Annotated in this window: 22 protein-coding genes, 1 tRNA gene and 1 other RNA gene; 14 read left to right on the top strand and 10 right to left on the bottom strand. The window is 46.5% G+C overall.

Translation table 11 applies throughout. From position 1 onward, the window contains the following. Position 1: 1 nt before the first annotated feature. A complete protein-coding gene (locus VSQ32_15645) occupies positions 2–1,354 on the bottom strand; it encodes a putative DNA modification/repair radical SAM protein (GenBank protein MEH2944257.1) in 1,353 nt (450 codons plus the stop codon). Between the two features lie 192 nt (positions 1,355–1,546). Here VSQ32_15645 and VSQ32_15640 point away from each other — a divergent pair, with 192 nt between their 5' ends. The 4 genes from VSQ32_15640 to VSQ32_15625 all read left to right on the top strand — a co-directional run bounded on the left by VSQ32_15640 (position 1,547) and on the right by VSQ32_15625 (position 5,637). Beyond that, complete coding sequence (locus VSQ32_15640; GenBank protein MEH2944256.1) at positions 1,547–2,479, top strand: SpoIID/LytB domain-containing protein; 933 nt, start codon at positions 1,547–1,549, stop codon at positions 2,477–2,479. A 158-nt stretch (positions 2,480–2,637) separates the two neighbouring features. After that, a complete protein-coding gene (locus VSQ32_15635; GenBank protein MEH2944255.1) occupies positions 2,638–3,438 on the top strand; it encodes a M23 family metallopeptidase in 801 nt (266 codons plus the stop codon). A 302-nt stretch (positions 3,439–3,740) separates the two neighbouring features. Then, positions 3,741–5,159: a hypothetical protein gene (locus VSQ32_15630; GenBank protein MEH2944254.1), complete on the top strand. Its 1,419-nt coding sequence runs from the start codon at positions 3,741–3,743 to the stop codon at positions 5,157–5,159. Between the two features lie 220 nt (positions 5,160–5,379). Beyond that, entirely contained in the window at positions 5,380–5,637 is a 258-nt protein-coding gene (locus VSQ32_15625; protein ID MEH2944253.1) for a GIY-YIG nuclease family protein, read from the top strand. Positions 5,638–5,651: 14 nt separating this feature from the next. On the opposite strand, the gene VSQ32_15620 is transcribed toward VSQ32_15625, so the two are convergent. Beyond that, on the bottom strand, positions 5,652–6,317 hold the full coding sequence (locus VSQ32_15620) for a hemolysin III family protein (GenBank protein ID MEH2944252.1): 666 nt from the start codon (positions 6,315–6,317) through the stop codon (positions 5,652–5,654). Positions 6,318–6,596: 279 nt separating this feature from the next. On the opposite strand from VSQ32_15620, the gene VSQ32_15615 reads away from it, so the two are divergent. The 3 genes from VSQ32_15615 to VSQ32_15605 all read left to right on the top strand — a co-directional run bounded on the left by VSQ32_15615 (position 6,597) and on the right by VSQ32_15605 (position 9,900). Then, the gene (locus tag VSQ32_15615; protein ID MEH2944251.1) at positions 6,597–8,189 is read left to right on the top strand and encodes a DEAD/DEAH box helicase; all 1,593 of its coding nucleotides are present in this window, start codon (positions 6,597–6,599) and stop codon (positions 8,187–8,189) included. Positions 8,190–8,315: 126 nt separating this feature from the next. Then, entirely contained in the window at positions 8,316–9,167 is an 852-nt protein-coding gene (locus tag VSQ32_15610; GenBank protein MEH2944250.1) for an RNA polymerase sigma factor, read from the top strand. Between the two features lie 49 nt (positions 9,168–9,216). Next, positions 9,217–9,900 (top strand): DUF2461 domain-containing protein, encoded by a 684-nt coding sequence (locus VSQ32_15605; GenBank protein ID MEH2944249.1) that lies wholly within the window; start codon positions 9,217–9,219, stop codon positions 9,898–9,900. A gap of 95 nt (positions 9,901–9,995) precedes the next feature. Here VSQ32_15605 and VSQ32_15600 read toward each other — a convergent pair whose 3' ends face one another. The 5 genes from VSQ32_15600 to tadA form a co-directional block, all read right to left on the bottom strand. Further along, the gene (locus VSQ32_15600) at positions 9,996–10,538 is read right to left on the bottom strand and encodes an NADH peroxidase (GenBank protein MEH2944248.1); all 543 of its coding nucleotides are present in this window, start codon (positions 10,536–10,538) and stop codon (positions 9,996–9,998) included. 156 nt (positions 10,539–10,694) lie between these two features. After that, positions 10,695–11,093, bottom strand: coding sequence for a transcriptional repressor (locus VSQ32_15595; GenBank protein MEH2944247.1), 399 nt, complete (start codon positions 11,091–11,093; stop codon positions 10,695–10,697). A gap of 107 nt (positions 11,094–11,200) precedes the next feature. Beyond that, positions 11,201–11,671 (bottom strand): hypothetical protein, encoded by a 471-nt coding sequence (locus tag VSQ32_15590; GenBank protein MEH2944246.1) that lies wholly within the window; start codon positions 11,669–11,671, stop codon positions 11,201–11,203. Between the two features lie 30 nt (positions 11,672–11,701). Beyond that, positions 11,702–11,963: signal recognition particle sRNA large type (gene ffs, locus VSQ32_15585), an RNA gene on the bottom strand. A 51-nt stretch (positions 11,964–12,014) separates the two neighbouring features. Then, on the bottom strand, positions 12,015–12,533 hold the full coding sequence (gene tadA / locus VSQ32_15580) for a tRNA adenosine(34) deaminase TadA (protein MEH2944245.1): 519 nt from the start codon (positions 12,531–12,533) through the stop codon (positions 12,015–12,017). A 76-nt stretch (positions 12,534–12,609) separates the two neighbouring features. On the opposite strand from tadA, the gene VSQ32_15575 reads away from it, so the two are divergent. Then, entirely contained in the window at positions 12,610–13,185 is a 576-nt protein-coding gene (locus tag VSQ32_15575) for a GNAT family protein (protein MEH2944244.1), read from the top strand. 5 nt (positions 13,186–13,190) lie between these two features. Here VSQ32_15575 and VSQ32_15570 read toward each other — a convergent pair whose 3' ends face one another. Both VSQ32_15570 and VSQ32_15565 read right to left on the bottom strand, forming a co-directional pair. Beyond that, the gene (locus VSQ32_15570; GenBank protein ID MEH2944243.1) at positions 13,191–14,342 is read right to left on the bottom strand and encodes a DUF6128 domain-containing protein; all 1,152 of its coding nucleotides are present in this window, start codon (positions 14,340–14,342) and stop codon (positions 13,191–13,193) included. 94 nt (positions 14,343–14,436) lie between these two features. After that, on the bottom strand, positions 14,437–15,081 hold the full coding sequence (locus VSQ32_15565; protein MEH2944242.1) for a DUF5105 domain-containing protein: 645 nt from the start codon (positions 15,079–15,081) through the stop codon (positions 14,437–14,439). Positions 15,082–15,295: 214 nt separating this feature from the next. Between VSQ32_15565 and VSQ32_15560 the strand changes: the two genes are divergently transcribed. After that, on the top strand, positions 15,296–16,231 hold the full coding sequence (locus tag VSQ32_15560) for a helix-turn-helix domain-containing protein (GenBank protein ID MEH2944241.1): 936 nt from the start codon (positions 15,296–15,298) through the stop codon (positions 16,229–16,231). A gap of 709 nt (positions 16,232–16,940) precedes the next feature. Here VSQ32_15560 and VSQ32_15555 read toward each other — a convergent pair. After that, a tRNA-Ser gene (locus VSQ32_15555) sits at positions 16,941–17,029 on the bottom strand. Between the two features lie 246 nt (positions 17,030–17,275). Here VSQ32_15555 and VSQ32_15550 point away from each other — a divergent pair. The 5 genes from VSQ32_15550 (at position 17,276) to VSQ32_15530 (ending at position 22,835) form a co-directional block, all read left to right on the top strand. Further along, complete coding sequence (locus VSQ32_15550) at positions 17,276–18,349, top strand: ATP-dependent 6-phosphofructokinase (GenBank protein ID MEH2944240.1); 1,074 nt, start codon at positions 17,276–17,278, stop codon at positions 18,347–18,349. 2 nt (positions 18,350–18,351) lie between these two features. Continuing rightward, a complete protein-coding gene (gene dnaX, locus VSQ32_15545) occupies positions 18,352–19,950 on the top strand; it encodes a DNA polymerase III subunit gamma/tau (GenBank protein ID MEH2944239.1) in 1,599 nt (532 codons plus the stop codon). Positions 19,951–19,973: 23 nt separating this feature from the next. Then, positions 19,974–20,327 (top strand): YbaB/EbfC family nucleoid-associated protein, encoded by a 354-nt coding sequence (locus VSQ32_15540; GenBank protein ID MEH2944238.1) that lies wholly within the window; start codon positions 19,974–19,976, stop codon positions 20,325–20,327. A gap of 21 nt (positions 20,328–20,348) precedes the next feature. Beyond that, on the top strand, positions 20,349–20,945 hold the full coding sequence (gene recR / locus VSQ32_15535; GenBank protein ID MEH2944237.1) for a recombination mediator RecR: 597 nt from the start codon (positions 20,349–20,351) through the stop codon (positions 20,943–20,945). A 90-nt stretch (positions 20,946–21,035) separates the two neighbouring features. Beyond that, the gene (locus VSQ32_15530; GenBank protein MEH2944236.1) at positions 21,036–22,835 is read left to right on the top strand and encodes a LysM peptidoglycan-binding domain-containing protein; all 1,800 of its coding nucleotides are present in this window, start codon (positions 21,036–21,038) and stop codon (positions 22,833–22,835) included. Positions 22,836–22,944: the final 109 nt, after the last annotated feature.

The following is a 22,944-nucleotide window of genomic DNA, read 5'->3' as shown; positions in this document are numbered from 1 at the left end:
TCTAAAGAGAGACAATCTGCTGACTGGGAGGGATAATCTGAGCGTCGGTGAGATGAAAATCCGCCCGCATATCCTGGTCAAAGAAACTGAGCTGCTGGTAGCCGCCTTCCCGGATATCCCTCGGAACCTGAGTTTTATCCCCCATGAGATTCCGGCAGATATAGTCCTCTTCCAGTTTGGTATTGTACATCATTTTCCCGGAACAGGTAATAAAATACAGGGCCCGTTTTAATACCACGCCGATTTTCTTCAAATCGTCGAAGGTCAGGCGGTTTCGCCGGCGGGCTTTTACAATCCGCTCCGCCGATTTATAGCCGATGCCGGGCACCCGCAGCAATGTCTGGTAAGAGGCTTTGTTGATTTCCACAGGGAAATATTCCAGATGCCGCAGAGCCCAGTCGCACTTGGGATCCAGGAAAATATTAAAATCCGGCCGGTCTTCCGATAAAAGCTCCGAAACGTGAAAATGATAATAGCGCAGCAGCCAGTCCGCCTGATACAGGCGGTGTTCCCGCAGCAGAGGCGGTCCGCCGGGAAGAACGGGCAGCATGGAATTGCCGTTCACATTTACAAAGGCAGAGTAAAAGACACGTTTGAGCTGAAATTTCTCATAGAGGCTTTCCGCCACGCTCATAATCTGGAAGTCATTCTCCGGTGTGGCGCCGATAATCATCTGGGTGGACTGGCCGGCCGGAACAAACCGTGGTGTTTCCCGGTAAACCATCAGTTCCTGTTTGTTGTCGGTAATACGGTTCTGAATCTGCCGCATGGGTTTTAAAATGGTAGTCCGGGATTTACAGGGAGCGAGCTGCCGCAGACTGTCTGCTGTGGGAAGTTCCAGATTGATACTCATACGGTCCGCCAGGTATCCGGTCTTTTCAATCAGGGCAGAATCGGCTCCCGGAATAGACTTCACATGGATATAACCGTTAAAATGATGGATACGGCGGAGCCTGTAAATGGTCTGATAGATGAGTTCCATGGTATAATTGGGACTGACCATAATGCCGGAGCTCAGAAACAGTCCTTCGATATAATTGCGCCGGTAAAATTCCATGGTAAGGGTGCAGATTTCATCGGGAGTGAATGAAGCGCGTCTGACGTCTGTGGTACAGTTGTTCAGGCAGTAGGCGCAGTTGAAAATGCACTCGTTGGTAAACAGTATTTTTAAAAGGGACACGCACCTTCCGTCTGCGGAAAAGGTATGGCAGATACCTGGCGCGATGGAGTTCCCCATACCTCTTCCGCTGCCCTTACGGTCAACGCCGCTGGAGGTACAGGCCACATCATATTTGGCTGCGTCAGACAGGATGGTCAGCTTCTCGGATAATTCCATATTTTTCTGCAAATTCATAAGAGAAACCTCCTGTCATAATTTATAAAAAGAACTTATGTTCTGAGTACATCATACCACAGAAAAAAAGAAAATGCAACAGAAAAAAGAACATTTGTTTGCATTTTTATTATCTTAAGATTCAGAGAACGGGAATCACGTCAGTTATATTTTCCACTTTTCCGGCATATAGTCAGAAAAGGGGGTGCTGTTTTGAAAGAGAAAATAAAAACATTTCTGGCGGTCTGCGTACTGATTCTCACAGTACCATATATTGTAACCCTGTTGTTTCAGAACGGTCAGACAAGCCCGGACAGGGAGAAAATTCGGGATGTGCCGGGGGAAGAATCTGTTCCGGTTCTGGAAACAGGAGACGGGGAACTGGATGTGGAGGAATACCTTACCGGAATTATAGCAAAGGAAATTCCGCTGGATTACCAGTCAGAGACCATCAAAGCTCAGGCGGTGATTGCCAGAACAGAGCTGACGGCTGCTCTGGCCACGCAGGAAAAAATTCTGCCGGAATCCATGTCCAGGGAAGAAATGCTGGAGCTCTGGGGCCAGGATGGATTTGAGGAAAATTACCGGGTTCTGGAAGCAGCAGTAGCCGACACCAGAGGGGAAATCCTCTGTTACGGAAAAACTCCCATTCATGCGGCCTTTCATGCAGTCAGCGCGGGCAAAACCCGAAGTGCCAGAGAAGCCCTGCAGCGGGAGGATGAACCTTATCTGGAGTGTACGGACAGCGGAATGGACATCCCTTCCCCGGATTTTCTGAAGGTGGTTTTTCTGGAAAAAGAAGAATTCATGAAAAAACTGAAAGAACTCTGTCCGGAGTTTGAGTGTATACCGGAAAAAATTCTGGAATCAGTCACTGTTGCAGAGCGGGATTCCAGTGATTATGTGACAAAGGTAGCGGTAGGAGAGCAGACCATAACCGGAGAAGAATTTCGGAATCATTTTAAGCTGAATTCTTCCTGTTTTTATCTGAAAGAGGTGGAAAACCAGGTGCGGATTGTCACAAAAGGCCTTGGCCATGGCCTGGGATTCAGTCAGTATGGTGCAAATGTGCTTGCAAAAGAAGGAAAAGAGTATAAAGAGCTGCTGCAATATTATTATAAAGATATTTCCATTGAGAAAAACTGAAATAAAATTTTCAACGGTTTTGCTGAGCAGACGGAAGTAAAAATGTTCAGTGATTCCGCCTGGAAAGGGTAAGTAAAATTTTCTCATAATTCCTGTATAATACCAGTTTTTCCGGCAAAAATAAGAAGGAAAAACAAACAGAAATGGAAGGTGACAGGATGAGAAATAAAAAACTCCCAGCATTTTTTAACCGGAAATCCTATATTGTGGCAGCGGTGATTATGATTGTGGCCGCTTTTGGTATGACAGGATTGTACTATGCTCAGCAGGAGCGGGAACAGGAAGCACAGCTGGCCAGAGAGAAAGAAGCGCAGGTGCAGCAGGCCAGAGAAGAAGATGCGGCTCAGATGAAGGCAGCGCAGGAACGGGCGAAAGCAGAAGCAGCCGCCGAGGCCAAAGCGAAAATCAAAGCCAGAGAACAGGAAAAAGAACAGGAAAAAACTACGGAAGAAGTATCCAATATCCTTAAACCGCAGGATGATAATTTTATGGATGAGCCGGAGGTTGTGGCAGAAGTAAGCAATCCGGTGGAACCGGAACTTCATTTTGACGCGGCGGCGGATTTGAGCTGGCCCCTTCAGGGAAATGTGATTCTGAATTATAATATGGACCAGACGGTATATTTTGCAACACTGGACCAGTATAAGTATAACCCTGCAGTGATTATCCAGGCAGAAGTCAATACGCCGGTCAATGCGGTGGCTTCCGGCAAGGTGACTTCCATTGAGACCAGTGAAGAGACAGGAATTACCATGACTGTGGATTTGGGAGACGGTTACAGCGCCCGGTATGGACAGTTAAAAGAAGTGCCCAAAAATCAGGGCGATTACGTGGAAAGCGGCGAAACCATCGGCTACGTGAGCGAACCCACCAAATATTACTCCGTAGAAGGGGCAAATCTTTATTTCCAGCTTCTGAAAGACGGAGCGCCGGTAAATCCCATGGAACATCTGGAATAAAAAAAGCAATAAAAAAGAACTGCCGTATCAGTGATAAAAGAATCAGTGGTGCGGTGGTTTTTTGTCTTATAAGATTAGGGTGTCATGCTAATGCGTGAAAGTATTTCCTGTAAGACAAAATAGTTATGCGCACAGCACATTCTTTTTCACATTGCAAAAGAGCAGAAAAACTCCGGGAACCTTATGGAAAGCCGGGGTTATTTATGTTAGAATACAGAAAGAAAAATGAATTTTGAAAAACAGACAGGATGAAATGTCCGATTTGATTCAAATCAGGACAGAAAGGACAAAGGAGTGGGAGAATGGTTATATTTTCAACAATGTTTTATGTGACAAAAGAACTGACAAAAGAGAAAATGGCGGAACTTGCCTTCGAGTGGGTAAACATGAGTCCCCATTATGGATTTGACAGTCTCACCTGGAATGGAGAGGATTACTATGAGCAGAAATGTGAAAAGCAGAAGTTTTCTGTGATTGTGTCAGATGATAAAAAAACCATGGCAATCCGGCTGGAAAACAGAGACGGTGATATCCTTTGGACCAATAATTTTACCTTTACGGAAAGCGATGACAGGAATCTGCTGTTTGTACGTCTGAACCGGGACGCCATGGATAAGGAAAGTATTGTACCCCACAGATTCCATCGCCCAAGGCTGATGAAAGAAATACTGCGGGCCGGCTATGGAGCGAAAGACAATACATTGCAGATTTCAGATAAGGAAGTTCTGATTACCCGGCAGAATATCACGCTGGCGGAGGATGTGATATGCGGTAAAACAAAGTATCTTCTTCCGATAGTATACGTTACCAAACGGTTTATGGACAGCACCACCATTCTGGATACGGAGGAACTGGCCAAAGACCTGGCCGGAACTGCCCATGTACTGGTGGAGGAAAGTACGGATATAACAAGAAAACTGAAAAGGAGGACAGGAGGAAAGAATCCATTTAACGGAGCAGTACATATTTATTATACGGACAAGGCAGGGAACCGGATTATTCCGGAAGAATTCAGCGAATCCAACACGTTCCGAAAAGAAATCGTGGAATCTGTATGTAAGAGGCTTTCTCAGGTGAAAGTGGAAGATAGATATACCTGGGAGACCATAAAATATCAGAAACTGCTGGAGAAGAATCAAAAATATAAAGAGGAAAATACGGAGCTGGCAGAAGCCTCTGAGGAAGTCCTGAAATTGAAAGACGAAGAGTATGCGCAACTGGAAGAAGAAGCAAATGAACTGAGAAGCAAGGTGGAATATTATAAGGATGCCCTGCAAAAAAAGAAAGACCGGCAGACAGGAGACATTGTATTTGCATGTAGCGAATCGGAATTTTTTGAGGGAGAAATTAAAGATATGATTCTGGAACTGCTGGAGCGGGAAAAGAAACAGATGGATGATGACCCCAATCAGGTGGGATGGAGAATATATCATGTACTGAAAGCCATTTTGGAAGAAAATGCAATTACAGGGAAGGGGAAAATCCTGGAAGGGGATTTGAAAGATATTCTGAGCAGAGTGGACCGGCTAAATGCGAAAGACAAAAAGAGACTGAACGAACTGGGATTTATCAGTAAGGAGAATAAGCACAATAAGCTGTATTTTCACGGAGACGGCAGGTATATGATTACCCTGGGAAGTACGCCCAGTGACGGTCATGCATCCAACAATGCGGCCTCAACGGCAGTAAATACCATTGTCTGCCGCCTGCACAAAGTTTAACTCATGTAAAACAGGCACCGATTCCCATCTTTCTCATAACATAAAGTATAAATAAAAGCGACCATCCGCAGCACGGAATTTCACAGAAAGAAATTCTTTTATACATGAAACGGAGATTGTTGGAAATCATATTCTATGGATTATATACCGGCATTACGTGCTGCTTTGCATACAGGAGACTGCCTGCAGTCTCTGTACATAACAGGAGTCAACAGACAGAATGAAAGAAAAAGAAAACGTTACTTATATTTTACAGTGCAGTGACGGTACCCTGTATACAGGATGGACCAACAATCTGGAAAAGCGGCTGGAGCAGCACAATGCGGGAAAGGGAGCCAAATATACCAGAGGGCGGGGGCCGGTAAAACTGCTGTATCAGGAAGCGCACGAGACGAAACAGGAAGCCATGCAGCGGGAAGCCTGGATTAAAAAACTTACCAGAAAAGAAAAAGAAGCGCTGATACATGGACAGGCTTAATCGTGCCTGGTACATCAAAGCAAAGGCATATTTGCAACAAAACAGTACATCATAATAAAATGACACACACTGCCGCCCATAACAAACAGATGAAAAATCTCATGAGAGCCGAAATTTTTATGTCTGGAATTGAAAATCGGCAGCTTTAAAGCGTATATAACACCTCCGATGGTGTAAATAATGCCTCCCGCCAGCAGCCATCCGAATGCCTGGGGAGAAAGAGAAGTGATAATCTGGGTAAAAGCCAGCACGCACACCCAGCCCATGGCAATATATAATATAGAAGAAAACCATTTCGGACAGGTAATCCAGAAAGCCTTCACAAGGATACCCACAAGAGCAATACCCCATACCAGAGCCAGAAGGCCATATCCAGTCCGGCCTCCCAGAACAATCACACATACCGGCGTGTAAGTGCCGGCAATCAGCACAAAAATCATCATGTGATCCAGCTTGCGCAGAATCCGGTTTGTCTTTTCCGATAAATCCAGTGCGTGGTAAGCCGCGCTGGCCCCATAAAGTAAAATCATGCTTATAATAAAAACAGAAAGAGAAACCACATGAACCAGGTCCGGATTCATGGAAGCACGGATTAACAGAGGTGTGGCCGCAAACAGAGCCATCAGCATACCGATAAAATGAGTAATGGAACTTCCGGGGTCTTTCAGCTTGAATTTCATAATAACATATCCTCCTTCTGGTAATCATTTAAAAGTGTAATCAACAGTTATAGTATATGTAAAAGTAATGGAAATATGATTACATAGTATTAAAAACTACATTGTTTATAAACAGATACTACACCTTGAAGAAATAAAAGTCAATAAGAAGGGGAAGATTTTTGAAAATAATTGTATCAGTTCAGCCTTTCCCCCATAACTGTTACAAATAATTTGACAATGGCCCGTTTCTCTGCTATGATAAGCAACAGACTTTGTGAGAGAGATGAAAGGAATTATATGGAAACAGTAAGATTTGACGAATTAAATTTATACCCACAGATATTGAGAGCAATTCAGGAGATGGGATTTGAAGAAGCCACGCCCATTCAGAGCAAGGCAATTCCCGTTGTCATGGAAGGCGTGGACGTAATCGGACAGGCCCAGACAGGAACCGGTAAAACAGCGGCATTTGGAATTCCATTGCTGATGAAGGTAAATCCCCATGATAAACATACCCAGGCGATTGTCCTCTGTCCCACCAGAGAACTGGCCATCCAGGTGGCGGAGGAAGTGCGCTGCCTTGCAAAATACATGCATGGCGTGAAAGTCCTTCCCGTATACGGAGGACAGGACATTGTGAAACAGATTCGTTCTTTAAAAGGCGGAGCTCAGATTATTATCGGAACACCGGGGCGGATTATGGACCACCTGAGGCGGAGAACCATCAAGTGCGAAGAAGTAAATACCATTGTACTGGATGAAGCGGACGAAATGCTGAACATGGGATTCCGTGAAGATATTGAGACGGTTCTGGAATATATTCCGCAGGAGCGGCAGACTGTGCTGTTCTCCGCAACCATGCCCAAACCTATTCTGGAGATTACCAAAAAGTATCAGAAAGACGCAGTTACCATTAAAGTGGTAAAAAAGGAACTGACCGTTCCCAATATTGAACAGTACTATTATGATGTAAAACGTAAAGACAAAGTAGAAGTGCTCAGCAGGCTGCTGGATGTGTATGATCCCAAACTTTCCCTGGTATTCTGCAATACCAAGCGGATGGTGGACGAACTCACCAATGCACTGCAGGGACGGGGATATTTTGCGGAAGGCCTCCACGGCGACATGAAGCAGATGCAGCGTGACAGGGTGATGAACCATTTCCGCAACGGCAATACGGAGATTCTGGTAGCCACCGACGTGGCTGCAAGAGGCATTGACGTGGATGATGTGGAAGCAGTATTTAACTTTGATCTGCCCCAGGATGACGAATATTATGTACACCGTATCGGCAGAACCGGACGGGCAGGCAGAACCGGACGTTCCTTCACCTTTGTAAAAGGAAAAGAGGTCTATAAATTAAAAGACATTCAGCGTTACTGCAAAACCAAGATTCTGGCACAGAAAGTGCCCAGCATGGAAGACGTGGTGCAGGTAAAACTGGAGAAAATTATGGACCATATCGGAACCATTATCGAGGAAGAAGACCTGACCTCCATGGTAAATATGATTGAATCACAGGTAAATGAAGCAGATTACACTGCCATGGACATTGCGGCAGCTTTCTTAAAGCTGGCATTGCTGGGCGAAGAAGAAAAAGCTCAGAGCAGTATGGAAAATTACGAATTCGGCGATACAGGTGCAGAAGAAGGCATGGTGCGTCTTTTTATCAATATCGGGAAAAAACAGCATGTGAAGCCGGGAGATATTCTGGGAGCCATTGCCGGAGAATCCGGTATGCCCGGAAAGCTGGTGGGAGCCATTGACATGTACGACAAGTATACCTTTGTGGAAGTACCGCGGGAATACGGAAAAGAAGTACTGCAGGCTATGACCAACTCCAAAATCAAAGGCAAAAGTATCAACATTGAGCCTGCAAATCAAAAATAAGCGATACAGGGGATACCTCGTCAGAACAGATCATGAAAAATTTGTTCCGGCGGGTTTTTTCCTGTCACAAAAGCAGAAATATTACGTCTTATTATACAGGAGGTAAAGAACGTGGAACAAAAGAACATGGAACATAAAACAAACGAAGAACTGTCCCTTTTGATTGACCAGGCAGTTGCCGGGGACAAAGAAGCTCTGGAAACGGTGATTTCCGGCGTGCAGGATCTGATTTTTAATCTGTCCCTGCGCATGTTGGGTACGTTTGCGGATGCGGAGGATGCGTCGCAGGATATTATACTGAAAGTGATTACCCATCTGTCATCTTTTCGGAAGGAAAGCGCTTTTTCCACCTGGGTATTCCGTATTGCGGTAAACCATCTGAAAGATTATAAAAAGCATATGTTTGCAAAATATCCCCTGAGCTTTGAATATTACGGTGATGATATCAAAAACGGAAAGCTGGAGGATATCCCGGATTTGAGCCAGAATGTGGAGCGGAGCATCCTGGAGGAAGAACTGAAAATGGCCTGTACCAATGTAATGCTTCAGTGCCTTGATACGGAGAGCAGATGTATTTTTGTGCTGGGCACCATGTTTCGGACAGACAGCCGGATAGCCGGGGATCTTCTGGATATGACTCCGGAAGCCTATCGTCAGAAGCTGTCCAGAATCCGACGGAAAGTAGGTGATTTTCTGGAAACCTACTGCGGGGAATACGGAACAGGCGCCTGCAAATGTAAAAACCGGATAGATTATGCCATTCAAAACCACAGAATTAATCCGGCTCATCTGGACTATGTTGCAGCCACAGCAATTCCGGATGATAAAATGCGGGATGTAAAAGAGGCCATGGAAGATATTGACGGTCTGGCAGCAAAATTTTCCTTCTGTAAATCTTATGAAACGCCGGAACATCTCAGAGAATTTGTACGGGAATTTCTGGATTCCGCTTCCATGTCCGTAGTAAAGAATTCATAACATAAAAAGCATAACGTAAAAGAAAGCATAACATAAAGGAGAACATCACATGAATACATCACTGATACTGGATTACCTGAAAGAGTTAAGCCAGAATAATAATCGGGAGTGGTATCACGCCCATAAAGAAGCATACCACCAGGCAAATGAAGCGTTCGAGGAATTCCTGCAGGAGCTCATGCTGAAAATCGGCGCATTTGACAGCAGTATTCTGCACCATGAACCCAAAAATCTCACCTTCAGGCTGGTGCGGGACACCCGTTTCAGCCATGACAAATCCCCTTATAATCCTTCCTTCCGCGCCCATATGGGCCCGCAGGGCAAGCTGCCGGTGCCGGTGGGCTATTATCTTATGATAAAGCCGGACAATCAGTCCTTCCTTGGAGGAGGGCTCTTTGCGGATATGTTTAAGGACGCCACAAAAATGGTGCGGGATTATATTCAGGAACATCCGGAAGAATGGGAAGAAATTATCTGCCAGAAAGAATTTCAGGAAAATTTTAAAGTGCAGGGCGCAGCCCTGAAAAATGTGCCCCGCGGTTACGACAAAGAACATCCCCAGGCTGAATTTCTGAAATATAAAAGCTGGTATCTGGAATATCCGGTGACAGATGAACTTATCAGAAACGGAGAAGAATTCCTGACATTTGCGGCGGACATGTTCCGGAACATGAAGCCCTTTAACGATTGCCTGAACCGGGCGCTTAAGGGTTTTCAGATGCCGGAGCGGTAAGGGAATCAGAAATGCAGAGAAAAAATAAGGGTGCATGGACTTTTATCCATGCACCCTGAAATTGCCGTAAATGCTTATTTTATGCTGTTTTCAGCTTATCCAAAGTATCTCTTAAGCAGACCTTCAAATGCCTTGCCATGTCTTGCCTCATCTCTTGCCATCTCATGAACGGTGTCATGAATTGCGTCAAGATTTGCAGCTTTTGCACGTTTTGCCAGGTCAGTTTTGCCTGCAGTTGCACCGTTTTCAGCTTCAATTCTCATTTCCAGATTCTTTTTGGTGCTGTCAGTAACAACTTCGCCAAGAAGTTCTGCAAATTTAGCAGCATGTTCTGCCTCTTCATAAGCAGCTTTTTCCCAGTAAAGGCCAATTTCCGGATAGCCTTCTCTGTGAGCAACTCTTGCCATAGCCAGATACATACCAACCTCGGTACATTCTCCGTTGAAGTTTGCTCTCAGGTCTTTGATAATATCTTCAGAAACACCCTGTGCAACGCCGATTACATGCTCTGCAGCCCAGGACATTTCTCCGGTCTGCTCTGTGAATTTGGAAGCAGGTACGCCGCACTGCGGACATTTCTCCGGTGCTGCATCTCCTTCATAAACATAACCGCATACGCTACATACAAATTTTTTCATAGTGATTTCTTCCTTTCTATGTATTTATTTTATTTTCAGGATTAGGGTGTCAAAAACACCTTTGGCGCTGCGCACCCTTTTGATACCCAAATCTTGTTAGTAAATTAAAAACAGTAATTATTACTGAAATTAAAATAGCATATCTCCGGGCTTCTGTCAAGAGATATTTTCATTATTTTCTTTTTTCATGCATTCCCTGCAGGTACCGAGAAAATAAGTGATATGCCCGTGGATTCTGCCCTCAAATTCATTGCCGGCAATAATGTCGATATGGTTGATATTTTCCATTTTCAAATCCATGACACTGCCGCATCCGGTGCAGAAAACATGATAATGGGGGGATGTATTTCCGTCGAAACGGTCAGGTCCTGTACCGGTCGAAATTTTCCTGATTTCTCCCAAATCGGCCAGAAGAGATAAATTACGGTATACGGTTCCAAGACTGATATTGGGAAAATCTTTTTTCACATTCATGTAAACTGTCTCGGCAGTAGGATGGTCACAACGGTCAGCAAGAAATTCACGTATGCATTCCCGTTGGCGGCTGTATTTCATCAATGTTCCTACCTCCTGTAATAATGATAATTATTATTGATTCCTGTTTAATATAATCCCCCGGCGCCGAAATGTCAAGGGCCGGGGGACAGTAAAATTTTCCCATATCAGTTCTGGATGTCTTCAGAAGACGGCGCCGGCTCCCTGCCGGAGGGTTCCGAGCCGGAATTGCCGGAGAAAATACCGTAACTTCCCTTGCGGGCAGGCAGATTGATATATTTTTTGATAGCAAACAGAATTCCGATACTCAGAATGGTGATAAGATTTTCCACTACGGTAGTGTGGTCCAGGATCATATGGCGGGCCACAAGGAAAATCAGAACTTCCAGTACCGTATCTTCGCTGGGCTGACAGAGCATTTTTAAAAATTCAATACCAATCAGGATATTGAACACATGTCCCACAAAAGTCAGGAAAGCGGCGTTGGAACTTCTGTCGTTCCAGTAATCCAGAAAAGAACTGCCAAGGGAGCTACATGCAATCAGAATAGCGGCCAGAACCACAAGGGCCATCATCAGCTCCAGAAAATTACAGGATTCATACAGGGCGTTTCTGGTTTTGCGCAGTATATGTTTCAAATGAATTCTCCTTTTTTGGAAATTTAAAATCCGAGCGTTCTGCTTTGAATCCTGACCATGGGCGTTACTCTTACAGTTAGCTCAGCCCAGGCGCCCTTACGGCACATGAAAGATTCTGCTTAGTGCTGCTTTGTTCCCAACCTGACACGGTTCACAGAGTTCCATTGCGTAAGACCCAGACGTCATCACCACTTATAAAAGGCAGCCCCACAGGCAAAAACCCGGGGCAGAACATCACTCCAACTATAGCGGATTGTTGGTACAGGGCACCGCTACCGCCCCAGCTGCTCGGAGTCTTAAGTATATCCTTTTTAAGGGAAAATGTCAACCGTTCCGAAAGGTTTTATTCCATTTGTTGTAACAGTTCAGCCTTCAGCTTCCCTGTTACCATTTGTTTCTGCTGCCGCTTTGTTTCCCGCAGCTTTCGGAAAAATTCGCTGAGCATGGAAGAACATTCTTCTTCCAGTACGCCGTATTCCAAATCCACCTGATGATTGAATGCAGGTATCTGCAGCAGATTCAGTACAGAACCGGCACAGCCTGCTTTGGGATTCATGCTTCCGATGACCACCCGGTCCATTCTGGACTGGACGATGGCTCCGGCGCACATCTGGCAGGGTTCCAGCGTCACATACATGGTACACCCTTCCAGCCGCCAGTCTCCCAGCTTTTTACTGGCTTTTTTTATGGCGGAAAGTTCCGCGTGAGCCAGCGTATTCTTATCCGTATTTCTTCGGTTGTAGCCTCTGGCAATAATTTTATTTTCGTATACGATAACGCAGCCGATGGGAACCTCCTGAATTTTTTCAGCTTTCCGGGCCTCCCGGATGGCGGCCTTCATAAATTTTTCTTCCTGATTCATAGGCGCTCCTGTTTTTTTCTGAATGAGTATGATAAGATAATGATATCATTATACAGGAAACCAGGAGAACATACAAATGAATCTGATGTATCAGACCGAACGTCTGGAATTAAAAGTACTGACGGATACAGCCGCCCCTCAGATACTGAAATTCCATCTGGATAACCAGGAAATATTCGAAGAATACGAGACGGACAGGCCCCTGCAGTTTTATACGGAAAAATTTCAGAAAAAACTGATTCAGTGCGAGTACAATATGGCAGTAAAGCAGAAATCTGTCCGGTTCTGGGTGTTTGAAAAAGGAAAGCCGGAGAGGATTATCGGCACCGTGTCTTTTCATCATATTAACCGGGGCTATTACCAGTCCTGTGAGCTGGGATACAAATTTGATCACAGATACTGGGGAAGAGGTTATGCCAGGGAAAGTATTTCCAGAGGAATCCGCGTGATGTTTGAGGACATGAAACTGCACCGGATAGAGGCAAGTGTGCTGCCGGAGAATACTGCTTCCGGTAAACTGCTGCGGAACCTGGGATTTGAGCTGGAGGGCGTAAAAAGACAGAGCGTCAGACTGCATGGGGTCTGGAGAGACCACGAGCTGTACGCTCTGCTTTCGGAGGCGGATGCCTCCCAACGAGGCGGGGAGGCATAATTCTGTCAGGGCTCGTTCAGGTAGCGGTACCAGTAGCCGAATTCCCCGGTATTTACAGGGACAGACTTCTCGTTACGGAATTCCGGGAATCCGAACAGGGTGGCCATCACCCGCTCCGGATTCTGGTATATGCCGGGAATGCCCACAAACCAGCGTTTTTTTCCGTTTTTCTCCGTCATACCCAGAATCAGATAGCGGTAATTGAAAAATCCGTGGAGCAGGAAACTGTTATTGCCCAGATACCAGTACTGACGGGGCAGAAGACGCAGATCCTTTAACTCCAGACGGACGCAGAGGGTGGATTCATCCCCGGCAAAAGGCGTCATCACCGGATAATTTTCAAGAATAAAGTCCCATTTCAGGCTCCAGTTTTCCGGCAGAGGTTCCGGTTTTTGTGCCGGCCCGGCAGAGACCTGGGTCTGGGATTGAGATGGGAATGAACGGTTCTGCCTGGGAAATTCCGCTAACTTCGGCGCGGCTTCTGCGGCCCTGAGATCTGAATCAGGAACAGAAGAAGGAGCAGGAATATCACTGTCTCCGGAGCCGGACAGGGGAAAGGGAGGCAGTTCATCCTCCGGGGCAGTCTGAGACGGAATACTGCCGGTGGAAGCAGCCTGCACTGCCGAAGGCTCCGGGGAGCCGGGGTCTGCGGTACGGTTTCCCTGTCCGGGGCCTGCAGACATTGCTGCTGAAGGCTCCGTGGAGCCGGGGGTTGCGGGAGAGGCCGGTTCCGGAGACTTTTTCTGCGGAGCCGGTTCCGACTGATTCCGGGGCTCTGTAAAACGTTCTCTCACAAATTCCCGGTCATTCCACTGGCTGACAAACATGATTTCCGAATCCAGAGGAATAAAAATTCCGCTGACATCATCCAGCCTGTAGCTGCTGTCACATAAGGTCTCTCCTTTTAATATTGTTTTGAAATCGCCGTTTCCGCGGGTGAGCCCCATGGTTCCCAGCAGAATGCCGGGAAATTTCTGCTGATTTTCGGCATAGAAATACACCGGAATCGGCGAAAGGCTGTGACCGGTGTTTTTCATATGTATTTCCACAAGACACTGGCTGTCTCGTTTTTCTATTTTGGCAAATCCTACGTTGTGACGTTTGATTCCGCGCTCATATAAATAAAGATATGTAATCATTCGATGAAATTCAGACATTTTTCTGCTCCCGAAAAACTTTTTACATCTTATTCTCATCGTATGAAATTTATGCATAAAAATTCACAGGGACGTATGCAGTCCGGATTTTGGGCTACTGTGTCTGTCCGGTAATGGCCAGAGCCAGGTCGGAGCCGAAAGAAGACATATTGGCAGGCACCCAGGTATTGTTCTGAATGACACAGTCCACGGAAATGTCCGTGGTTTTTTCCGAAGGCGTCACTTCCTGGTAGGCAGCAATTAAATTCTCGGTGTAAGTGTCCATCAGAAATCTGTTCTGTTCTTCCGTAGTGGCAAAGCTGTTATGCCGGGCTTCTTCCTTGGCGGCGAAAAAAGCATCTGTGTCCAGCTCAGATTCATCAAAACAGGTAGTGTGAATCACAACCGTTGCTTTTCCGTCCGTTTCGGAGACGATTTCGGCGGTAGCCTTCAGTTTGGCAAGGGCAGCCTTGCGGGCGTTGCAGAGTTCGTCCAGAACCTGTTCTTCTATTTCCTGTCCGCTGGCGGCGAAATTGGCCCGGATGGTTTCTTTCAGAGACTCGTCATACGTCCGGCGGGCAGTATTGATATCTTCTTCTGTCATTCCCAGCGAGGTGATGCCCTGGGTATCGCCCAGAATATACAAATCATAAATTGCTCTGACAGAGTCAGCGGCATTTTTTTTCGGTTCGCCGCAGCCGCTCAGGAAAGCAGCGCATAAACACATGGAAAAAAGCAAAAGAGAAACATATTTTTTCATGGGAAATCCTTTCCTGTATAAAAACAGTAAAATATTCTGAATCGTTATCTGATTTTCATTCTTATTATATAGGGAAATAAAATAAAAGGCAAGAGAAACAGAAGGCGGTACAGGAAGCAATTGGAGATTTGCAGATTTCGTGGACAAAGAAACCCAGGTGTTTTATAATGTCAGACACAGAGGAGGGAGAGGAAAGGCAGGGAAATAATTAAGAATGGCGGTATATGAAATTGGAAATTATATCCACGATATGAGGGTGGAGCGTGGATATTCCCAGGAAGAATTATGTTTTGGTATCTGTTCTGTGGGAAATCTGTCCAAGATTGAAAACGGGACGCGGATGCCCAACCGGAAAACTGTGGAAGCGCTGACGCAGCGCCTGGGCTGCGGGGAGACGTTTCTGCAGTATTCCAGCAGAGAGGAAATGCAGCAGGTGGAGATATGCAGCCGGATTGTCCGCAAAATTACCAATTACGAGTATGAAGGGCTGGAAGAGCTGATTGACAGATTTGAGCGCACCATAGCAAAAGGAGATATCCTGAATTCCCAATATTGCCGATTTACCAGAATTATAGTGAAACAGCGGAAAAATCAGGACTGGGAGGGAGCTATTGAAGAACTGGAGGAAACTCTGCGCATGACAAAACCAAATGGAATTGCGATGGAAAATATTTTGAAAGGTCTGCTGACTTACAACGAAATGGTAATTCTTATTAACATCGCAAGAGCTTACCGGAAGCTGGGCAGGCGGGATAAAGCCATAGAAATACTTTTCGGACTGAAACAGTATATGGATACTCATATGATAGACCGGAAAGAAAAGGTGCAGAAATATCCGATGATCCTGTTTAATCTTTCCAATCTGCTGCTGGACGAACACAAATTTTCAGATGTGGTGGAGCTGTGTAATCAGGGAATTGCCATGAGCCAGGAAAATAACCGCTTCTGCCTGTTCCCGGAATTCCTCATCAACAGAGGTCTGGCCCTGCTGGAACTGCAGGAGAGAGAACAGGCAGAAGAGTCGCTGGTGAAAGGCTGCTGCGCTTTTTATGCCCTGGGGAACAGAACGCAGTGTGAAAGGCTGCAGACTTTTCTGAAAGAAAACTGGCAGATGGAATCAGTAATACTCGATGAGATCGTCAAAATATGACAGGGTGCTGATTCCGGGCAGCTTCAGCTGAAATCTGAAAGAGGGCAGTGACGGAAAAAGTGCAGATAAAAGGCAAAAAGATAAACAGGTGCTTATGATTGTTTTTTTCATAAAAATACCTCCTCTGTGAAATTGACAGTTATGTGTCCGGCTGATGATGGGAACACTGATATGTTGATGGAAGTATAGCATGATATTTGCCGGGCAGCCATGAACTTTGAGGAAAAACCAGGAAAAATTTCCTATTTTTATCTTATCAGGAAATACCGCGTCGCACTGACGCGTGAAAGTAAAGTTCCGGAGCAGGATATAAAAATCTGAAAAACCAGGAAATTTTCCTCAAAGTGTATGGCGGCTGACATAAAATGTCGGTAGAATTATTACAGGGGTATAAAAAGGGGAGAAGATCTCAATTCAATTTTAGCTCCGAAAGAAATCTTTGTGACTGGATTAGGAAAAGTACCTGCAGGGTGCGGTTTCCACAGGTGCAGAGATTTTTTTCCTGTGGCAGGCATATTGAAAAAATTTTGCATATGCTATAATGCCAACAGGCAAAAAAAGAGATAAAAAGTCCATGTGGGCGAAAGAAACGAATCCCCGGACCGGTATGGCAGTACCGTCTGAGGATTCGTTTTTTGTATTTTCTTCTTTTGTACTTTCTTCTTTTGTCCCTGACTATTTGGTTATAAAAACAAAAAAGTGCCGGAAACGGAGGAGGGGGGATTTGAACCCCCGCGCCGGGACTACCGACCTGCTGGTGTTCGAAGCCAGACCCTTCAGCCGCTTGGGTACTCCTCCGTAATATTCTCATTACAGACTGGAAATATTCTGTAATGGGAATTGCTGCCTCTTTGGGCAGTGTAATATCCATAGCTATTATACCAGATATTTTCAGAAATGCAAATGGAAACAGCAGAAAAATCTTGTGATGGGCCGGAGAATGAGCTATAATATTTCCGTCAGGCAGGAAATAATTTTTCTGCCGTGAAAAGGAAAGATATATGAAAATACTGGAAATGAAATATGGTAAAGGATGTGAAGATTATGAAAAGAATTGGAATGCTGACAAGCGGAGGCGACTGCCAGGCGTTAAATGCGGCAATGCGCGGAGTGGTAAAAGGACTGAGTAAAAATGTGGAAGATCTGGAAGTATATGGTTTTTACGAAGGGTACAAGGGACTGATATACGGAAATTACCGTCTGCTTACCGGTTCGGATTTTTCAGGAATTCTTACAAAGGGCGGTACGATTCTGGGAACTTCCAGACAGCCATTTAAAATGATGCGCGTGCCTGATGAAAAAGGGCTGGACAAGGTGGAAGCCATGAAACAGACTTATTACAAGCTGCGTCTGGACTGTCTGGTGATTCTGGGAGGAAACGGAACCCAGAAAACGGCAAATCTTCTCAGAGAAGAAGGACTGAATGTGATTCATCTTCCCAAAACCATAGACAATGATATTTACGGTACGGATGTGACCTTCGGATTCCAGAGCGCCATCAATATTGCAACGGAAGCCATCGACTGCATCCATACCACAGCCGCTTCCCACAACCGTGTGTTTATTGTGGAAGTCATGGGCCATAAAGTGGGCTGGCTGACATTGTACGCCGGAATTGCAGGAGGCGCGGACATTATTCTGCTTCCGGAAATCCCCTATGATATTGACAAAGTAGTTTCCGCTATTGCCGGAAGAAATAAAGCCGGAAAAGGATTTACCATACTGGCAGTAGCCGAAGGCGCCATTTCCAAAGAAGACGCGGCCCTGTCCAAAAAAGAACTGAAAGAAAAGAAAAAGAATATGAAATACCCTTCTGTTTCCTATGAGGTGGCAGCCCGGATTGAAGAAAAAATCGGAAGTGAAGTGCGCGTGACCGTTCCGGGACATACCCAGAGAGGTGGAAGTCCCTGCCCCTACGACCGCGTACTCTGTACCAGACTGGGCGCCGCAGCCGCAAATCTGATTCTGAAAGAGGAGTACGGGTATATGGTAGCCATGGTGGATGGAAATACGAAGAAAGTTCCTCTGGGAGAAGTGGCAGGAAAATTAAAAACCGTAGAACCGGATTCCAAAATTATTAAAGAAGCAAAATTAATCGGAATCAGTTTTGGTGATTAAAGATGTCATATACGGCCTTATACCGGAAATTCCGTCCCCAGGAATTTGAAGACGTCCGGGGACAGGAGCATATTGTAACAACCCTGAAAAATCAGATACGGGCAGAACGGGTGGGACATGCCTACCTGTTCTGCGGAACCAGAGGAACCGGAAAGACCACCATTGCCAAAATATTTGCCAGGGCAGTCAACTGCGAACACCCTCAGGAAGGAAGCCCCTGCGGCCAGTGCCCCTCCTGCAGGGCCATTGCCGCGGGCAGTTCCATGAATGTGATTGAAATTGACGCAGCCTCTAACAACGGTGTGGATAATATCCGGGAAATCCGTGAGGAAGTGGCTTATTCTCCCACGGAAGGCAGATATAAAGTCTATATTATTGATGAAGTTCATATGCTTTCCACAGGAGCCTTTAATGCACTGCTGAAAACCCTGGAAGAACCGCCCTCTTATGTGATTTTTATTCTGGCTACCACCGAAGCCCACAAGATACCTGTGACCATCCTTTCCCGCTGCCAGCGGTATGATTTCCGGAGAATTTCCATTGATACCATTGCCGCAAGGCTGGAAGAACTGATGGAAAAAGAACAGACTGAGGTGGAGCCCAAAGCCATCCGCTATATTGCCAGAGCAGCGGACGGCTCCATGAGAGACGCCTTAAGCCTGCTGGATCAGTGTATTTCCTTTTACCTGGGAGAACGTCTCACTTATGACCATGTGCTGGAAGTTCTGGGAGCTGTAGATACCGAAGTGTTTTCCGGAATACTGCGGAAGATTTTGCAGCAGGATGTGGCCGGCGCCGTCGGCCTGCTGGAAGAACTGGTGGCACAGGGCCGGGAACCGGGACAGTTTGTGACAGATTTCACCTGGTATCTGAGAAATTTGCTTTTATTGCAGAGTTCTGATAATATGGAAGACGTGCTGGATATTTCCAGCGAAAACCTGCAGCTTTTAAAAGAAGAATCGAAGATGGCGGAGCCGGAACAGCTCATACGCTATATCCGTATATTTTCGGAACTGTCCGGCCAGCTTCGGTATGCTGCCCAGAAGCGAATCCTTCTGGAAATAGCCCTGATTAAGCTGTGCAGGCCCCAGATGGAGCGGGATTACGAGTCTCTGGTTCAGAGAATTTCCAGTCTGGAGCAGAAGCTGGAACAGGGAATACAGATACTGCCGGAACAGGTTTCCGGAAGAAGCGGCGGCAGGAATCAGAGAGAAACGACAGCAGGTCAGCCGGAGCCGGCAGGGAAGAATGAGGATGCGGCTCCCCCTGTGCCTAAAGCAGTGCCGGAAGATATCCGGCAGGTAGTACAGAACTGGCGTTCTGTAATTGAAGACCTGTCCGGCGGACTGAAAAATTATCTGAAAACCGCCCGCTTAAGCCTGGCAGGAGAGAACCAGCTTCTGATTGTGCTGGAAGATGAAGTGGCAGAGGCCTTTGTCAGCTCAGAAGCCCATATGCAGGAATTAAAGCAGGTCATATTTCAACGGATTGGAAAAGAAACAGAAGTAAAAATTCAGCTGCATGAGACAGGACGTCCGGCGGAAGATACTTATGTGGATCTTGGAAAGCTCATAAATATGGAAATAGTCATAGAAGACTGAAACAGAGATTAGGAGGAAATACCATGGCGAAACGCGGAGGATTTCCGGGAGGAATGCCCGGCAACATGAATAATCTGATGAAACAGGCTCAGAAAATGCAGAAGCAGATGGAGGAGGCCACCAAAGCGCTGGAGGAGAAAGAAATTACAGCGGCTGCAGGGGGCGGAGCAGTAGAGGTTACTGTTTCCGGCAAGCGGGAAGTCACAAAAGTGAAACTGACGGAAGAAGTAGTGGACCCGGACGATATTGAAATGCTGGAAGACCTGATTATGGCGGCCACCAATGAGGCGCTCCGTCAGATTGAAGAGGCGTCCCAGCAGTCCATGTCGAAAATCACGGGAGGACTCGGCGGAATGGGCGGCGGATTTCCATTTTAGACACAGGCAGGGAGGGAGAAAATGGATTATTACAGCAGCCAGATAAGTAAACTGATTGAGGAGTTATCTTCTCTGCCCGGAATTGGAAGCAAGTCGGCACAGCGGCTTGCTTTTCATATTTTGCATATGCCGCTGGAGCATGTGGAAAGGCTGTCCTCATCCATAACGGAAGCCAGAAGAAATGTAAAGTACTGCAGGGAATGTTACACCCTCACCGACGAGGAACTCTGTCCCATCTGTAAAAATAAAAACCGGGACCATAAAACCATTATGGTGGTGGAAGATACCAGGGATTTGGCAGCTTACGAAAAAACCAACAAATACGAAGGGGTGTACCATGTGCTCCACGGGGCCATTTCCCCCATGCTGGGCATAGGCCCCGGAGATATAAAGTTAAAAGAACTCATGCACCGCCTGCAGGCAGATGTGGACGAGGTGATTATAGCCACCAACTCCAGTCTGGAGGGAGAAACCACAGCCATGTATATCAGCAAACTGATTAAGCCCACCGGAATCAAGGTGTCCAGAATCGCCAGCGGCGTTCCTGTGGGAGGAGATCTGGAATACATCGACGAGATGACGCTGCTGCGGGCTCTGGAAGGCAGGACAGAATTGTAGAATCCCGTCGAAATGTTTTTCCGGGGCCTGACAGGGATTTCCAAAAACTGCAAACAGAATATGCTACCATGTGGAAAAAGAGGTGAAGACATGATAGAAATTGTTTGCAGAGAGGGGTTACCGGAAGAAAAAGAGAAAAAAATATGCCTTCCGAAGAACATCCGTCAGATGGGCAGCCCTGCAGGGAGACATAAGATATACCTGGAAGATTACGTGTATACATATCTGAAAACTCTGGCCGGGAAAAATGAATCCTGCGCCGCAATATTTCTGGGAAACAGCCAGGTGTGCAAAGATATCCGCTATACCTTTATCAGCGGAGCCCTGGAGTGCGGAAACACGGTATTTCAGCTGGAGCAAATCTGTATGGACGACAGTTTCCGGGAATCTGCGGAACGGGAAATCAGACAGTATTTTCCCGAAAAGGAGATTGTAGGCTGGTTTCTTGGAAAAAAAGGACAGGCCATGGAACTGACGCCCGTTGCGGAGGCAGCTCACCGGAAATATTTTTCAGGCAGGGACAAGGTGCTTATGCTGATGGACGTGCTGGAAAATGAGGAAGTGTTCTTCATTTATGACCAGGGCTACCTGCAGAAACGGGAAGGCTATTACATCTATTATGAGAAAAATATTCCCATGCAGGAATATATGATCAGCAAAAAAGAAGAAGAGCAGCGGCTGGAAGAACTGACAGAGCTGGCGGAGGCAGAAGAACGCACGGAATTTGCAGAACTGCACCGGGAATTGAAGGCCGGAAGGGAAACAGAAAAACAGCCGGGGACAAAAAAAGCCGGGACGCAGAAACGACCGGAAGCAGAGAAAACCCGGACACAGGAGCAGTCAGAGACAGAGAAAACCCGGACACAGGAGCAGTCAGAGACAGAGAAAGCCCGGACACAGGAGCAGTCAGAGACGAAGAAAACCCGGACACCGGAACAGCCGGAAGAAGCCCCCCAGGCACAGACATGCCCGGAAGACGAGACAGTTCCGGAGCAGCGTGGGAAATCAGTGCAGGAACCATCCGAAACAATTTCGGCGGCGGAAGCATTCCAGGAACTGCACCGGGAGCTGGAACGGGGAACGGAACCGGGAAATCCGGAGAAAATATTTGCCAGAAACAATCTGGAAGAACCCCGGACCCATGCAGAAGAAGCGCTGGAATCCTACCGGAACATGATACTGGAACGACAGGGCAGACAGCTTGCAAAACAAAACCGGAATTTCCTTTATACCGCTTCCTCCTTTTTCCTGGTGGTTGTCTGTGTTCTGGGAATTACCACCATCAATAATTACCGGAAAATGCAGAAAGTAGAGGATGTTCTGGATGTGATGAGCCATGTGGAATCGGAAGGGAAGCGTTCCGGGGATGAGAACGGCCCTGTGGTGGAAAGCGTATCCTCCCAGGTATCCCCGCTGGAAGAAGAAACTTCTGCTTCGGAACCTGGACAGGCAGGAGACAGCCAGGAAACAGGTACCGGAGAAACAGCAGCCCAGGGCGCTTTGCAGCCGGAAGCTGCCGGTGACCAGACCGGGCAGGGAACCCCGCAGCCAGGAAATACTGATAATCAGGCGGGACAGGAAGCTCCGCAGTCAGGAAATGCTGATAATCAGGCGGGACAGGGAAACACGGACAGTCAGGAAACTGCAGAACCGGATGCAGCAGGAACAGACTCTTCTCCGGAGGCTCCTGCAGAAGATAATACCGCACAGGAAACCTCAGGCGGACAGGCGGCAGAACCCCGGTATTATACGGTGCAACCGGGAGATACCCTGGCTTCCATCTGTATCAGCATTTACCATACCAAAGACATGATGGGAAAAGTCTGTGAAGTAAACGGGATTGAAAATGGAGATAAAATTTACGCAGGGCAGAAACTGCTGCTTCCATAAGAGCCGGAATCACTATATTATGAAAAAATGTGCATGAAACGTAAGAGTATGATATGATAAGGACGGACTTTCCATGCACAGTTGACGGATTTCATACCTGGAGGTGTAG

Source organism: Lachnospiraceae bacterium JLR.KK002, assembly GCA_036941025.1.
Taxonomy (GTDB): Bacteria; Bacillota; Clostridia; order Lachnospirales; family Lachnospiraceae; genus Petralouisia.
Note: the sequence above shows the minus strand (reverse complement) of the source record. Positions and strands in the feature narration are given on the sequence as shown.

Excerpts from the sequence above, each read along its gene's own strand:
- VSQ32_15645 (MEH2944257.1), bottom strand. The coding sequence starts at position 1,354 with ATGAATTTGCAGAAAAATATGGAATTATCCGAGAAGCTGACCATCCTG.
- VSQ32_15600 (MEH2944248.1), bottom strand. The coding sequence starts at position 10,538 with ATGAAAAAATTTGTATGTAGCGTATGCGGTTATGTTTATGAAGGAGAT.
- VSQ32_15550 (MEH2944240.1), top strand. The coding sequence starts at position 17,276 with ATGAAAAGAATTGGAATGCTGACAAGCGGAGGCGACTGCCAGGCGTTA.
- tadA (MEH2944245.1), bottom strand. The coding sequence starts at position 12,533 with ATGAATCAGGAAGAAAAATTTATGAAGGCCGCCATCCGGGAGGCCCGG.
- VSQ32_15540 (MEH2944238.1), top strand. The coding sequence starts at position 19,974 with ATGGCGAAACGCGGAGGATTTCCGGGAGGAATGCCCGGCAACATGAAT.
- VSQ32_15605 (MEH2944249.1), top strand. The coding sequence starts at position 9,217 with ATGAATACATCACTGATACTGGATTACCTGAAAGAGTTAAGCCAGAAT.
- VSQ32_15625 (MEH2944253.1), top strand. The coding sequence starts at position 5,380 with ATGAAAGAAAAAGAAAACGTTACTTATATTTTACAGTGCAGTGACGGT.
- VSQ32_15595 (MEH2944247.1), bottom strand. The coding sequence starts at position 11,093 with ATGAAATACAGCCGCCAACGGGAATGCATACGTGAATTTCTTGCTGAC.
- VSQ32_15575 (MEH2944244.1), top strand. The coding sequence starts at position 12,610 with ATGAATCTGATGTATCAGACCGAACGTCTGGAATTAAAAGTACTGACG.
- recR (MEH2944237.1), top strand. The coding sequence starts at position 20,349 with ATGGATTATTACAGCAGCCAGATAAGTAAACTGATTGAGGAGTTATCT.
- VSQ32_15530 (MEH2944236.1), top strand. The coding sequence starts at position 21,036 with ATGATAGAAATTGTTTGCAGAGAGGGGTTACCGGAAGAAAAAGAGAAA.
- VSQ32_15635 (MEH2944255.1), top strand. The coding sequence starts at position 2,638 with ATGAGAAATAAAAAACTCCCAGCATTTTTTAACCGGAAATCCTATATT.
- VSQ32_15615 (MEH2944251.1), top strand. The coding sequence starts at position 6,597 with ATGGAAACAGTAAGATTTGACGAATTAAATTTATACCCACAGATATTG.
- VSQ32_15560 (MEH2944241.1), top strand. The coding sequence starts at position 15,296 with ATGGCGGTATATGAAATTGGAAATTATATCCACGATATGAGGGTGGAG.
- VSQ32_15570 (MEH2944243.1), bottom strand. The coding sequence starts at position 14,342 with ATGTCTGAATTTCATCGAATGATTACATATCTTTATTTATATGAGCGC.
- VSQ32_15610 (MEH2944250.1), top strand. The coding sequence starts at position 8,316 with ATGGAACATAAAACAAACGAAGAACTGTCCCTTTTGATTGACCAGGCA.
- VSQ32_15565 (MEH2944242.1), bottom strand. The coding sequence starts at position 15,081 with ATGAAAAAATATGTTTCTCTTTTGCTTTTTTCCATGTGTTTATGCGCT.
- VSQ32_15620 (MEH2944252.1), bottom strand. The coding sequence starts at position 6,317 with ATGAAATTCAAGCTGAAAGACCCCGGAAGTTCCATTACTCATTTTATC.
- dnaX (MEH2944239.1), top strand. The coding sequence starts at position 18,352 with ATGTCATATACGGCCTTATACCGGAAATTCCGTCCCCAGGAATTTGAA.
- VSQ32_15630 (MEH2944254.1), top strand. The coding sequence starts at position 3,741 with ATGGTTATATTTTCAACAATGTTTTATGTGACAAAAGAACTGACAAAA.